The 15,683-nt window shown below is 41.3% G+C and carries 3 protein-coding genes; 1 reads left to right on the top strand and 2 read right to left on the bottom strand.

Annotation, left to right across the window (positions count from 1 at the left end; all coding sequences use genetic code 11):
* Nucleotides 1–233 precede the first annotated feature (233 nt).
* Nucleotides 234–4,751: a T9SS type B sorting domain-containing protein gene (locus EWU23_RS13530; protein WP_205753187.1), complete on the bottom strand. Its 4,518-nt coding sequence runs from the start codon at nt 4,749–4,751 to the stop codon at nt 234–236.
* Nucleotides 4,752–4,772: 21 nt separating this feature from the next.
* On the opposite strand from EWU23_RS13530, the gene EWU23_RS14195 reads away from it, so the two are divergent.
* Nucleotides 4,773–4,904: a hypothetical protein gene (locus EWU23_RS14195; protein WP_262886097.1), complete on the top strand. Its 132-nt coding sequence runs from the start codon at nt 4,773–4,775 to the stop codon at nt 4,902–4,904.
* A 258-nt stretch (nt 4,905–5,162) separates the two neighbouring features.
* Here the strand turns inward: EWU23_RS14195 and EWU23_RS13525 are convergent, their stop codons facing one another.
* The gene (locus EWU23_RS13525) at nt 5,163–15,653 is read right to left on the bottom strand and encodes an invasin domain 3-containing protein (protein WP_205753186.1); all 10,491 of its coding nucleotides are present in this window, start codon (nt 15,651–15,653) and stop codon (nt 5,163–5,165) included.
* Nucleotides 15,654–15,683 lie beyond the last annotated feature (30 nt).

Genomic DNA, 15,683 nt, shown 5'->3' with positions numbered 1-15,683 from the left:
CCATTTTTTTCCTAGACTGTTTGAACACAAGGAATTGATAAACTAGTTACTAAAAATATACCTGAAATATATATTCTATGAATTAATTTTTTGTTCTCGTTTTAAAATGAACCCATAAAAAATCCAATTAAAGTCAACAAAAAAAGTCGAATCAAAATTTGATCCGACTTTTTTACACTCTGTCAATCAAGAAAGTAGGTGTTAAAACACCTGACTTTCTTCTAACCCTATTGTTAGTTTTTTATTAATCTATTTACAAATAGAAAGGATGAAATATTAGGAATAAGTCCATGAAAATCAATCACATAAAAATAAATTCCATCCACTAAGCGGCCGTCTTCAACGAATAAAGGGTTGGATTCTATCACTTTCCCATCCCAATCGTTTTTATAATTATCTGTTTCATATACCAAATTTCCCCATCGGTTAAAAATACTCAGGTGATGATTGGGTAATGACATAATTCCAGGAATCGCAAATAAATCATTGACGCCATCTCCATTAGGAGAAAATCCATTGGTCAAGTAAGTATCACAACGATCAGCATCCATTTGATTGGGGATTCCATCATGATCACAATCAGGCAATGCTCCAAAATTTAAGTCATTTTCTAATTTATCTGCCAAACCATCTCCATCATCATCGGGGTCTAAAAAATTATAAATTCCATCGGCATCAGTGTCTAGAGGATGGCTTGGATCTGGTCCTACTTCCTCCGTATCTTGAATGCCATTGTTATCCGAATCTATATCGACAAAATCTGGCATTCCGTCTCCATCTGTATCTACAGGAATCAATGGATTTTTTCCAAGCTCTAAAGTATCTAGAATTCTGTCACCGTCGGCATCCAAATCACGAAAATCCGCTAATCCGTCTTGGTCTGTGTCGACAGGGTTATTAACATCCTTTCCTACCTCCAAACGGTCTAGAATTTTATCATTATCCGTATCAACATCGACATAATCAGCTTGACCATCTAGGTCGGTATCAGGAAGCCCTGCAATAAAGGGTTTTGCCTCCGCTTTATCGGGGATGGTATCATTATCCGAATCCAAATCCATGTAATTGGGAATACCATCTTTGTCATAATCTGCGAGAATACTGGGATTTATTCCCGCTTCTAGAGCATCTGAAATCCCATCTGCATCAGAATCCAAGTCTTGAAAATTTGGAATCTTATCGGCATCCGTATCTAAAGGTTGTAAAGAATATGGGCCGGCTTCTAAATAATCATTGATACCATCCCCATCGGAATCTGTATCCATATAATCTGCCCTTCCATCCAAATCCGTATCTAGAGGCTTTTCACTTTTAGATCCGACCTCCAAAGTATCGGGAATTCCATCGTTATCTGAATCAATATCCTGATAATCTGGTTTCAAATCACCATCAGTATCGATAGGATTTTTGAGATCTGCACCCAGTTCTATTTGATCTGGAATACGATCAGCATCTGAATCAATTTCTCTAAAGTCAGCTATGCCATCTTGGTCGGTATCAACAGGTTGAAGAGGATTAGGTCCAACTTCGATTTGGTCTACAATGGAGTCATTATCTGAATCCAAATCCAAGAAATCAGCTTGACCATCTGTATCGGTATCCACAGGATTCAATGCGTTCGTTCCTGCTTCTAACTTATCTGGAATGCTATCTCCATCGGTATCTGTATCCTGAAAATCGGGGCTACCATCCTGATCTGTATCTTGCGGATCTGAACTTTTCCCTTTTTCAATTGCATCAGTAATTCCATCACCATCAGCATCTTGGTCCAGGTAATCTGGATGACCATCAGCATCGGTATCTACTGGGATTAATGGATTTTTACCTAATTCCCAAGTATCCAAAATACCATCACCATCGGCATCTTGATCAATATAATTCGGTATTCCATCTATATCAAAATCATCAGGATGTAGTGGATCTAGTCCCACTTCCAAGACATCAGGTAATCCATCATTATCAGCGTCGGCATCTTCGAAATCTGCCAATCCATCCTCATCACTATCTCTAGGTTTTTCCTTATTCCCAGCTTCCATGGTATCAGGAATTCGATCATTATCAGAATCCACATCTCTGAAATTTGGAAGTTCATCTCCATCGAAATCTGCCCCTAACTCCACTCGATCGGGAAGGGTATCATTATCCGAATCTGCATCTAAATAATCTGCTTGTCCGTCTCTATCGGTGTCTATGACAACCACATATTGCCCTCGGTCATCCCAGCCATCTCCTTTTTCATCTTGTAGGGATTGGCATGTTGCACATTTGTTTTTCCCTTCCCAAGCATCAGGTATTCCGTCATCGTCTGAATCGGTATCCAAATAATTAGCTTTACCATCTAGGTCATTATCCTCATCTCTTTCATCACGATCTCCTAGCCAGTCTCCATCAGCATCTAAATCGCGGTAATTGGGAATACCATCTGCATCTGGATCAGCCGTTAATTCCTGTTGGTCCAATAAGCTATCCCCATCTGAGTCTAGATCCAAAAAGTCAGGAATACCATCTCGATCCGTATCTGGAATATTGGCTGGCTTACCGCCAAAACCTATTTCCAACATATCCCCTAAGCCATTTCCATTGCTATCAGAAAATGTCCCTGCGACATCTACTTGACCATCATAATTCTGATCAATGGTTCCCCTTGTGATATCGACAGCTTCCCAAGCATCTAGTATACCATCGTTGTCTGAATCTGCATCTAAAAAATTAGGAATGCCATCATGATCCTGATCGTCATGTCCTTCGATTCCATCCAAGATTCCGTCGTTATCTGAATCTAAATCTTCATAATCAGCTATTCGGTCTCCATCGCTATCTCGATTGGTTTCCATGAGATCGGGAATACCGTCGTTATCAGAATCGACATCTAAAGAATTTGGAATTCCGTCACCATCCGTATCATTATCTAATTCCATTCGATCGGATATCCCATCATTATCAGAATCTTCATCCAAATACCTAGGAAGATTATCTTGATCTTGATCCGAATTTCCTTCCTGAACATCCAAAACTTCATCGTTATCTGAATCGGTATCACGATAACTGGGTATTAGATCAACATCCAAATCCGATTTCCCCTCGACTGAATCAAGAATTCCATCATTATCTGAATCGACATCCAAATAATCTGGCGTTCCATCTTGGTCCGTATCTATTGGAATTAAATTATTGGAATCTCCACCTTGTTCATAGGTATCCGATAATCCATCTTTATCTCGATCTCCCGATAAAATGGTCACTGGCGTACTTACTACAAAAATATTGCCCGTAGCTTTTCTAAAAGTGAATGATCCAACACCTTCATTTCCGATATAAGTAAATCCTATATCTGTTAAATTAGCCCTACCTGAAACAAAATCAGTGGATTTATTTAATATGTGAACATTGGACAAACCCGATATGCTTCCTGCCAGTGTCGTACTGACAGTGACCGCATTACCCGATGAAGCGGCATTATAACCCGTGACTATGTTATCGTAGGCATCCAAGGCAGTTAAGGTATTGGTCCCTACAAATGGGATTTCACTGGTTTGAGGGCTATTTAAGGCAACTTTAAATTTTGAAGTATTAGCAACAAGAATTTTCATCTTTAACTGATCGCTTAATTCAGGAGAGTTTACAACACCATCACTAGCTGCGATATAAAATTCTTCCACTAGGTAAAAAACAGAGCTAATGACATTACTTGATCCATTATTAAAGTTGACATTTACCTCTTCGCCAATGTCTTTATTCCCAATTTTAGGCACTAAACCAGTATTCGAATGATGAGCATCCGCAGAAAACACAATGGATTTTATGCCACGATAATACACGGCATTATTTCCATCTTGATCAAAGGAATTGATCGTGAAATTGGATATAAGTCCAGCATTTCTAGAGACCGATGCACTTGAACCTAACCTAATTTGAAATTTAATGGCATCTCCTCCATAAAATACGATGGGTTTAGATAGACTAATGTCTGGATTAGAAATTAAGGTAGACACAAATCCACCAATTGCCGTAACACGTCCTTTATAGGTAAATCCCAATCGACTTAAATCAGCCACGCCGTGAATAAAATCCGTACTTTGATTCAGTATATTACTATCATTTGATCGCAGAAAAGTGCCAGGTAAATTAGCTAATTGAATTTGAATGGGGGTCAAAGAAGCATCAAATTCTATTATCGGATTATAATAATCATCTACGACACTTAATTCATTTCTTCCAAATATGGGGATTCGATTATAGTTCAATTGATTCACTCGAAGCTTAAGTTTAGCTATGGGTGCATGCAATACCTGAACGGACAATTGATCAGACAGATTGGATTGAATGGAAAATTCGGAATCCAATACCGAAATTTCAGCCATTTCAGCCTTATAAAGTACCATAGGCACAGTAGCTATCCCATTTAGAAATGTCACATAAACTTCTGATTCAAAGTTATAACCAGAAATTTGAGGATGTAAATCGGCCACAACTTGAGCTGATCCTCCTATCAAAACGAGTTCTGTGGAATCGACTTCATAAACCTGACTGGCTCCAGTGAAAGTTAAATTTCTTTCACCTGTATAATTTAAGTCGACATGATCAGACGCATCCAATGCAGTAATGGTAATTTGCTGTTCTGTTCCAGCTATTTGCGTAGCACTCCCGGTGATTCGCAATCGAGTAGCATCTCCTACATATGCAGTTCTTCGTTCACGCGGAATACTGTTTTTCTTTAAGGATGTAATTCGAGTGGTCGATTTTACTACCATAGAACTTGCCTTACTAGCAAGATGCCCAAACAGAAAGAAACAAAAGAAAAAGGAGAAAATGACGCAATAGCGCTGTCGAAGTTGAAAGAAAAAGCTATCGCTTCCTTTCTTTTTTACTTGTTTAGAACACATGTTATTTATACGCCAACCTAGCACCTTGTGGGTGTTTGATCTGGCTATTAGTGGTTAGAATGTGCAATTATTCATTGCCTTGCAAATATCAAAAGATTGGTGGTAAAAATACTTATTAATGGCAAGAAATTTGTTCTCTTTTTAATAGAATTTTGAGTCAAAAATTAACCAATAAAAAAGTCGAAACTTAAAAAGTCCCGACTTTCTGCAATCCGTGTTCTAATGTTTTAGAGGTTTCCCTCTCATTGAAATGACGTATAGGACATCATTTCAATCTCTTTATTTATCCAATCTGTTCACATAAATGAATGATTGAATATTTGGTTTCGCTCCTTTGAAGTCGATGATGTAGAAATATACACCATCCGTAATAGTACCTTCTCCTTGAACGACACCTACGCCTTTTGGTATCTCTCCACCCCAATCATTTTTATAATTGTCGGTTTCGTAAACAATATTACCCCAACGGTTAAAGATGCTTAGATGGTGGCTTGGCATGCTCATGATTCCTGGAATCACAAACTTATCGTTGATTCCATCCCCATTAGGTGAGAATCCTTGCGTCACAAATGGTTCGCAAATATCCTTATCCTTACTATTAGGTATTCCATCTTTATCGCAATCTGGTAAAGCTCCATAGTTTAAATCATCCTCCAATTTATCTGGGATACTATCTCCATCATCATCTGGATCTTTGTAGTCTGGTACTCCATCTCCGTCAGTATCAATTGGATGCAATGGGTCTGGACCCACTTCTTCCTTATCCGAGATTCCGTTATTATCCGAATCTATATCGCGGTAATCTGCTACACCATCTCCATCGGTATCATCTGGGATATTGGGATTTAGACCAGCTTCCATCTTATCTGGAATACCATCGCTATCAGAATCCAAATCACGGAAATCATATATACCATCTTTATCCGTGTCTACTGGTCTACTTGGATCTGATCCTACCTCCACTTTATCTGGAATAGTATCTCCATCAGTGTCTAAATCCAAATAATCTGGCAAGCTATCTTTATCGGTATCCACTGGTACTCTAGGGCTATCTCCTGCCTCAATTTTATCGGAGATCGTATCATTGTCCGAATCAGTATCGGTGTAGTTTGCTTGACCATCTTTATCCGTATCTACAGGAATCATTGGATCTTTGCCTGCTTCTACACTATCTGGGATTCCGTCATTATCCGCATCCAATTCACGGTAATCTGGAAGGTTATCACCATCAGAATCCTGAGGTTTCAATGGATTAGCTCCTGCTTCTATGAAATCAGGGATACCATCATTATCTGAATCGGTATCACGGTAATCGTATTTCGGTGTTCCATCTGTATGGGTATCACCATCTGTATTCAAGGGATTGTTGACATCAGCACCTACCTCAATACTATCTAACATACCATCGTTATCCGAATCAATATCACGGTAATCTGGCAATAAGTCTCCATCAGAATCTAATGGAACTAATGGTACTCTGCCTGCTTCTATGCTATCTGGAATACTATCATTATCTGAATCTGTATCCAACATATCGGCTAGACCATCTTTGTCTGTATCTACTGGAATTCCATTGATGATACCTACTTCGACGCCATCAGGCATTGTGTCATTATCAGAATCCACATCACGGAAATCAGCTAAACCATCTTTATCTGTATCTCTTGGCATGTTTGGATTCGTTCCCACTTCTAACTTGTCAGATACCGTATCATTATCTGAATCGGTATCCCGGAAGTCATACTTCCCATCAGTATCCGAATCCAATGGTTTCCACACATCGCTACCTACTTCCACTTTATCTGGAATGGTATCATTATCCGCATCCAATTCTAACATATCTGCAATACCATCTCCATCCGTATCAACAGGTTTCGATAAATCTTTTCCGGCTTCAATGCTATCTGGAATTCCATCTCCATCTGAATCCGTATCCTCAAAGTTTTTCAAACCATCGCCATCGGTATCCCATGGTTTATTACAATCGCCTACTTCAACTAGATCTAAAATACCATCTCCGTCAGAATCCGTATCTCGGAAGTTGGCCAATTTATCTTGATCCCAATCTGCGCCACCTTCAACACCGTCACGGATGCAGTCATTATCTGAATCTAGGTCTAAGAAGTCTGGTGATCCATCTTTGTCCGAATCTATCACCGCTTTGTATTCTCCTCGATCATCCCAACCATTGTCATTGTCATCATTGGTATTAGTGCATTCTCTACACTTATCTTTTCCTTCCCAAGCATCTGGAATACCGTCGCCATCCGAATCATCATCTAGGTAATTGGCGATACGGTCTCCGTCGTTGTCCGTATCTCGTTCATCGCTATCTCCTAACCAGTCTCCATCCGAATCTTTATCGCGGTAGTTTGGTCTTCCGTCCTTATCTGGGTCATTGGTTAATTCGATTTTATCCGCAACACCATCTCCATCAGAATCTAGGTCGATATAATCTGGTGTGCCATCTTTATCTGTATCTGGTACTGGAGCTGGGTTACCTTCTAAGAAATCTGCTAATCCGTTTCCGTTCACATCGGGAGCTGAGCCATTTTTATCTACACGGCCATCGTAGTTATCATCAATGGTTCCTCGCTTATTATCTGTTCCTTCCCAAGCATCCAAAATACCGTCATTATCTGAATCTACATCAAGGAAGTTCATGATGCCATCTCCATCGGTATCGGGTGATCTTTCTTGAGTATCTAAAATACCGTCATTGTCCGAATCTAAATCCAGGTAGTTGGCATCGCCATCTCCATCGCTATCCATATTCTTCTCGATCATATCTAGGATACCATCATTATCCGAATCTGGATCCAAGAAGTTTGGTATACCGTCTGAATCAAAGTCTTGGCAAGTACCACTTCCTAAATATCCTCCGTTACATTCCATTTCATTCGAAATACCATCGCTATCGCAGTCGCCAGCAAAATATTTGGCATATCCAATACTTCCTTTTGGTGGAATATAACCTGCCACTCCACCTGAACAGGCATTAGAAGGCTCAACGTCTGTTCCGTTAGCAGAACCGTCACCATCACAATCCAACGCTTTCCATGCAGATGAAGCTTTCGACATGACAAACGAACTCATCAAATAAGAACAGCCATCGTTCAAGTCGGTCTTATCTATTAACTCTTGTTCATCCGATACACTATCTCCATCTGTATCTGGTGAAACCACCACAATTTCAGGAGTTTGAACAGCAACACCTTCTGTTGGTGTAATGGTGAATTTACTAGAACCAGAAGTAGCTTCCTTGTATGTAATACCTAGCACAGAGAAATCTGCAACCCCTTGGGTGAAGTCAGTTGGTTTAGATAAAACATACGTACTTTGATTGGTCGAAGTTGTTCCACTTACACTAGTCACTACTATTTTAACTGGATTTTCAGCTGCATTGAATGTTTTAACCACATTACCCCATTCATCCACAGCAGTCATTGATCCAGTAATTGGCTTGCCTGATTCTTGTACAGGATCTAACTTCACCTCTAAGGTGTTGAACTTATCTGGCTCTACGGTGATAGGTAATTTATTTTCAGGTTTTGTTACAATAGATCCATTGACCGTTCTGGCCTCTAAATTTGCCACTTCAGCAGCAAACAAGACTAATTCTAGCGTAGCAATTCCATTCACAAATTTCACTACTACATCAGATCCAAATGGCGTAAATCCATCCAATACAATATTCGCACTGCTAGTTCCTGTTTTAGCATTGGCCAAACTAGCACCACCAGTAGTATTACTTAAAATATTGACCGTAGAATTCGTCGTTTTCTTACTTGATTCTACACGCGATTGTGGCTTACTGTCAATTGGAATAGATGTAGTTGTCAGAGATACTCCAATTTGAGGATTGGCAATATGGTTTGGAGAAACGGATGCCCCAGCAAACTGCATGATTAAATCTTGTTTGAAATTACTCACAAAATTTCCGAATTCATCAACTGCTTGCAGGGAAACTACCATTTTAAGGCCTGCTCTTACCACATTCTTGTCTGATGTAATGATGAAGTTGGTAGGTGCTCCAGCTGTTACATTAAATGCATTGGTTTCTCCTGTTTTACCTGTTACATTGCTGCTCGACAATCCACTTCCTGTAGCTAATAAAACTACACCTGTCTCGCTCTTATTGTAAACCCAGCCTGTGATATCTACCGAACTTGAACCAGCTAATAAAGTAGCTGAAACAGTTCCAGTTAATGTACCTGTACCAGTTTTAACGGTCAAAGTAATGAGACCATTAGCGGTAGCTTTCACAGGATTATTCGTAACGTCAACCAAAGTAGCTGTTACAGTTTGTCCTAATCCAGCGCCATGGTTCGCGATGGTGCTCAATTTAATCTTAGCAGCTTCACCAGAACTTAAGGTGATGCTTGGACTTGTTATCGTTACTCCTGTTGAGGCAGTGAATGTAAATACACCTATACCAATTTCACCTGTATAGATTAGTCCTAGGTTTGTCAAGTTGGCTACTCCATTCACAAAGTCATTAGCGGCAGTCAATTTATTTCCTCCTGACAATCCTGAAATGACACCTACTAAGTTGGTACTTACTGTCACATTGTTAGAGCTGGCATTGAAATTCGTGATGATATTACCAAAGGCATCTTGAGCTGTTAGGGTATTCACACCAACGAAGGCTTGACTTGCTACTTGTGGGCTTATTAAATTCAGCTCAAACTTAGACATGCTGGCAGCATTAACCGCAACAGTCAATCGGTCTGAACCACTAGTCGTGATTGTTCCTTCTGAAGCGCTGATAATAGCCGTTTCAGATTTATATAATCTCATGACCGCTGTAGCCACACCTGAAGTGAAGTTCAAGTTCATAGCCGCACCCATATTGGCACCATCAATGCTAGGAGCTGTCACAGGGCTGGCGGAACTAGTTGCGCCACTGAATGTCACTAATTTAGATCCTGTATATCCTAGGGCAGTATTTCCACTAGCATCTTTAGCAGTTATGGTGATAATTTGTTGTCCACCTGCTGTTTGAGTACCAGAACCCGTAATAATCAACTTCATAGCAGCACCCGCATTGAAGGTAATACTAGCCGTAGTTTGGCTACTTGTTCCACTCAATACTGGGTTACTATTTAAACTTGCCACAAATACTCCTGTGCCTGGAGTCGTTGAACTAACCGTAGCTGTATAGGTTCCATTGCCATTATCTGTCACGGCAGAAACCGTTCCTACACCTGAAGACTTGGTAATAAGAACTGTAGCTCCACCAGTGGTAATTGCATTACCATTCAGGTCTTTAGCGGTCACTGTCAATGTTTGTGTACTACCATCGGCTACTATGCTAGCGGTAGTTGGGCTTAAAGTTGATGCCGCCGCATTGGCTGCACCCACGGTAAAGATGATGCTTGCTTGGGTTTGAGTGGCTGCACCGCTCAATACTGGATTAGCGTTGATGGTTGCCACAAACACTCCTGTTCCAGCCACTATAGAGCTAACTGTTGCTGTATATGTTCCATTAGCATTATCCGTCACCGCGGAAACTGTACCTACTCCCGACAATTTGGAAATAACGACGGTAGCTCCTCCTGTGGTTATCGCATTACCTAAAGCATCTTTCGCTGTAACCGTTAAGATCTGTGGAATACCACTCGCTACCAGACTCGCACTGATTGGTGTTAAGGTTGAGGTAGCAGCGCTGGCTACATTCGCATTAATTACAATCGAAGTACTAGTTACAGCAGTTCCGCTAGCTGGTGTAAAGGTAAATGTTCCTGTACCTGTTGTACCTGAATATGTAAATCCAGTCAATGTGGAAACTCCGGCTACAAAATCAGCTGCACTTGTCAATTTATTGGTGCCTGATAATCCCGAGACTGTTCCAGCCAAACTGGTACTTACCGTAATATTATTGGTGGCAGCACTAAATCCTGTGACTGTATTACCATAAGCATCTAAAGCTGTTAAGGTGTTGGTTCCTGTAAATGCAACAGCACTATTTTGAGGGGAAGCTAGGCTCACCGACATTTTAGAGAAGGTACTTGGGGTCACCGTTAAACTTAAGCGATCTGCACCCGCACTAGAGATGATTCCATCTGTAGTCGCGATTAATGCCGTTTCAGCTTTATAAAGAGTAACATTTAACGTAGCTACACCATTTACAAAAGTGACTGAGGTTGCTGATCCTAAAGCGATACTACCTGCTAAAGGAGTGGTTATTGGGTTCAATGCTGAATTTGCACCAGAGAATATCAACGACTTAGTACCTGTGTACATCGTGGACGTATTTCCATTGCTATCTTTTGCTGTGATGGTAATACTTTGAGCTACCCCTGCTGTTACACTAGTAGCTGCTGAAGTAATCACCAATTTAGTAGCCTCTCCTCCGTTGATTACAATATTTTCACTAGTTATGGCTGTACCTGTTGCTGGAGTAAAGGTAAATGTTCCTGTTCCTGGATTTCCAGTATAAATCATACCTAGGCTAGTTAAATTAGCTACCCCATTCACAAAGTCACCCGCAGCACTTAATTTATTGGTACCAGATAATCCACTGATTAAACCCGTCAAGCTAGTGCTTACCGTGATATTATTGGTAGCAGCATTAAATCCTGTGACTGTATTACCATAAGCATCTCTCGCCGTTAAGGTATTGATACCTTTGAAAGTCTCTGCATTGTTTTGAGGACTTGCTAAGCTAAGAACTAATTTACTAAAGCTTCCTGCCGTAACTGCCACCGTTAAACGATCGGTTCCTTCTGCTGAAATGCTTCCATCAGTCACTGCCACAACAGCAGATTCTACTTGATATAAAATCATGCTGGCAGTTGCCACACCATTACTAAAGGTGATGGATGTTTCTGTTTCAAAATCCGTTGCATCTATTGTTGCTTTTGTTACTGGACTTGTGGAAGGATTTGCCCCCGAGAATGTCAATAATTTAGCTCCAGTATACGTCGTTACGCTATTTCCACTTTCATCCTGAGCGGTGATGGTGATGGTTTGAGCAACACCTGCTGTTTGACTAGCGGCTCCAGTTAGAATAAATTTAGTCGCACTTCCACTGGTGAAGCTAACATTGGCACTAGTAACAGCAGTACCCGTTGCAGGAGTGAAAGTAAATGTACCTGTTCCTGCTGTTCCAGTAAATGTTAATCCTAAGCTTGTCAAGTTGGCCACTCCATTAGCAAAGTCATCTACACTGCTTAATTTATTCGTTCCGGATAATCCAGAAATACTACCCGTCAAGCTAGGACTAACGGTAATGTTATTGGCAGAAGCATCAAAGCTCGTCACGGTATTGCCATAAGCATCCAAGGCCGTTAAGGTATTGATACCCGTGAAGGCTATACCATTGGCTTGTGAACTAGCTAAAGCAACTTGTAATTTACTAAAGGCTGCAGGATTGACATCCACCGATAAACGATCTGTACCAGTGGATGTAATGGTTCCATCTGTTGCTGAGATAAACACATTTTCGACATGAAACAAGTTCATATTAGCCGTAGCAACACCATTGGTAAATACCACACTTGTGGCTGCTCCAAAGGCCGTATTGGCTACCGCTGGGCTAGTCACAGGAAGTGTGGATGCTGTTGCTCCGGAGAAGGTTAAGCTCTTGGTACCTGTATAGCTAGTAATGGTATTCCCTCCAGAATCTTTGGCTGTCAAGGTAATGGTTTGAGTAGTACCAGCTACTTGAGTACTTGCGCCTGTTATGATCAATTTATTTAAAGCACCTGGATTAATGGTTACTGGGCCACCTACGCTAGCTGTTCCTGTTGCTGGAGTGAAAGTGAAATTAATAGAACCAGCCAAACCAGAGTAAACTATACCCAGGCTGGTTAAATTGGCTACTCCATTCACAAAATCACCTGCAGAATTCAATTTATTAATCCCTGACAATCCTGTAATGCTACCTGTTAAGCTAGAGCTTACGGTAATTACGTTGGAACTTGCATTAAAGTTCGTTACGGTATTTCCATAAACATCTTTCGCTGTCAACGTATTGGTTCCTGTCCAAGCAATACCATTCGATTGTGAAGCGGCTAAACTCAAAGCTAATTGATTAAATACTCCAGCGTTAACCGTTACAGTTAATCTATCGGATCCACTAGAAGCCGTAATTCCAGCCGTACTTGCGGCAATATTTGCCGTTTCAACTGTGTATAGTATCAAGCTAGAACTAGCTACCCCATTACTAAATGTTAGCAATGTATTGGTTCCAAAATTGGTAGCAACTGCTGTTTTATTATTTACACTTGCGGTAAAGTTTCCATTAGGAGAAACACTTGCACCAGAGAATACGAGTGTTTTGTCTCCAGTGAAACTAGTTACCGTATTTCCATTGGCATCTTTGGCTGTAATGATAATGGACTGAGCAGCACCTGCTGTCTGTGTAGAAGAAGCCCCTGTAATGACTAATCGAGTAGCCGAACCAGAACTCATGCTCACATTAGAGCTGCTTACTGCCAATCCTGTAGCTGGACTAAAGGTAAAGGTTCCTGTTCCTGCAGTTCCTGTGAAGGTTAAACCTAAACTGGTTAAGTTCGCTACACCATTGACAAAGTCGCCTGCTCCATTTAATTTATTTGTTCCGGATAATCCTGTAACACTACCTGTTAAGCTAGAAGTCACTGTAATGTTATTCGTCGCTGCACTAAAGCCAGTTACCGTATTACCATAGGCATCCAAAGCTGTTAAGGTATTGGTCCCTGTAAAGGCTGTACCAATGGATTGAGATGTTGATAATGTTAATCCTAATTTACTGAATGAACCTACTCCTACTGAGATAGCCAAACGATCCAATCCTGAGGCAGTTAAGGATCCATCACTTACTGCGATATTAACTGTTTCAGCTAAATACAAGGCCAAGTTGGTCGTTGCTACACCATTCGTAAATGTTATGGTAGCAGCAGTTCCCATACTAACTTGATTGGAATTTTTATCCGTCACCTTAGGTGTTGTTACTGGACTCAATGAGCTAAGTGCTCCTGAGAATGTAAGCGCCTTATCACCTGCATAAGATGTAATGGTATTACCACTAGCATCTTTGGCTGTAATCGTAATCGTTTGTGTATTTCCTGCGATTTGCGTTCCTGTTCCAGTGATGACCAATCGGTTAGCTGAACCAGGATTAATAGTAATACTTCCACTGGTAATTGCTATGCCTGTCGCTGGTGTGAACGTGAAGGTGCCTGAACCTACCGCTCCCGTATATTTCAAGCCTAAGCTTGTTAAGCTCGCTACACCACTACTAAAGTCGCCGGCACTACTTAGTTTAGTCGTGCCTGATAATCCTGAAATTGCTCCACTTAAGCTCGTGCTTACTGTAATGTTATTGCTACTGGCATCAAAGCTAGTTACTGTATTTCCATAGGCATCTTGTGCTGTTAAGCTATTAGTTCCTGTAAACGCTACTCCGTTGATCTGTGGTCCGGTCAAGCTTAAAGCTAATTTGCTAAAGGTGGCTGGACTCACGGTTACACTCAAGCGATCTGATCCACTCGTGCTCACCAATCCATCGGTAGCTACAATCTGTGCCGACTCTACTTTGAATAAGCCCATGCTCACCGTGGCTACCCCATTGCTGAAAGTAAGGCTTGTCGCTGTGCCAAAGTCCGTGCCAGCTACCGTTGGATTCGTCACTGGACTGCTCGAGGCATTCGCGCCACTGAATGTGATGGACTTAGCTCCACTGTAGGTTGTCGCTGTATTACCACTCGCATCCTTCGCCGTAATCGTGATATTTTGTGTCCCTCCTGCCGTTTGGGTGCCAGTTCCGGTAATGATGAACTTGCTTGCCACTCCTGCTCCGATTGTCACATTGCCGCTCGTTGCTGCTGTTCCTGTAGCTGGACTAAAAGTGAAGGTGCCAATACCTGCTATACCAGTATATGTTAAATTACTTATGTTAGCTACTCCATTCACAAAATCTCCAAATCCTGTCAATTTATTTGATCCAGATAAACCCGTTATTGTGCCAACTAAGCTACTAGTTACCGTAATATTATTTATTGAAGCATCGTAATTAGTTACAGTATTGCCATAAGCATCTTTCGCTGTTAAGGTATTTGTACCTCCGAAAGTAAACCCAGTTCCACTTTGTTGTGGACTACTAATGATGACAACAAAAGTAGAGAAGCTACCAGTAGAGACAGATACCGACAAGCGGTCTGAGCCTGCAGCTACGATGCTTCCATCTGTGGCTGCTATCATCGCTGATTCTACTTGGAACAAGCTCAAGCTCGCACTCGCTACTCCATTGCTGAAAGTAAGGCTTGTCGCTGTGCCCAAGTCCGTACTTGCTACCGTTGGATTCGTCACTGGACTGCTCGAGGCATTCGCGCCACTGAATGTGATGGACTTAGCTCCACTGTAGGTTGTCGCTGTATTGCCACTCGCATCTTTCGCCGTAATCGTAATCGTTTGGCTTGCTCCTGCTACTTGACTTCCACTGCCCGTGATGATCAATTTTGTTGCAGCTCCAGAATTTAACGTGATAGAACCAGAAGTTACTGGTGCTCCAGTAGCTGGACTAAAGGTAAACGTCCCTGAACCTGATGTGCCTGTGAACTTCAAGCCTAAGCTGCTTAAGTTCGCTACGCCACTACTAAAGTCGCCGGCACTACTTAATTTATCCGTGCCTGATAAGCCCGTAATAGTACCTGTTAAGCTCGATGTCACGGTTACGTTATTCGTTGCTGCACTAAAGCCTGTTACCGTATTACCATAAGCATCTTGTGCCGTTAAAGTATTCGTGCCTGTAAAGGCGGTGCCAGATGTTTGAGGGTCTGACATAGCTAGGCTAAACTTAGCAAATGATCCTAC

Origin of the sequence: Aquirufa beregesia, from assembly GCF_011090385.1 — a bacterium.
In the GTDB taxonomy this organism is placed as follows: domain Bacteria; phylum Bacteroidota; class Bacteroidia; order Cytophagales; family Spirosomataceae; genus Aquirufa; species Aquirufa beregesia.
This window is presented reverse-complemented; position numbering and strand designations above follow the sequence as displayed.

Excerpts from the sequence above, each read along its gene's own strand:
- EWU23_RS13530 (WP_205753187.1), bottom strand. The coding sequence starts at position 4,751 with ATGGTAGTAAAATCGACCACTCGAATTACATCCTTAAAGAAAAACAGT.
- EWU23_RS14195 (WP_262886097.1), top strand. The coding sequence starts at position 4,773 with ATGCCCAAACAGAAAGAAACAAAAGAAAAAGGAGAAAATGACGCAATA.
- EWU23_RS13525 (WP_205753186.1), bottom strand. The coding sequence starts at position 15,653 with ATGTCAGACCCTCAAACATCTGGCACCGCCTTTACAGGCACGAATACT.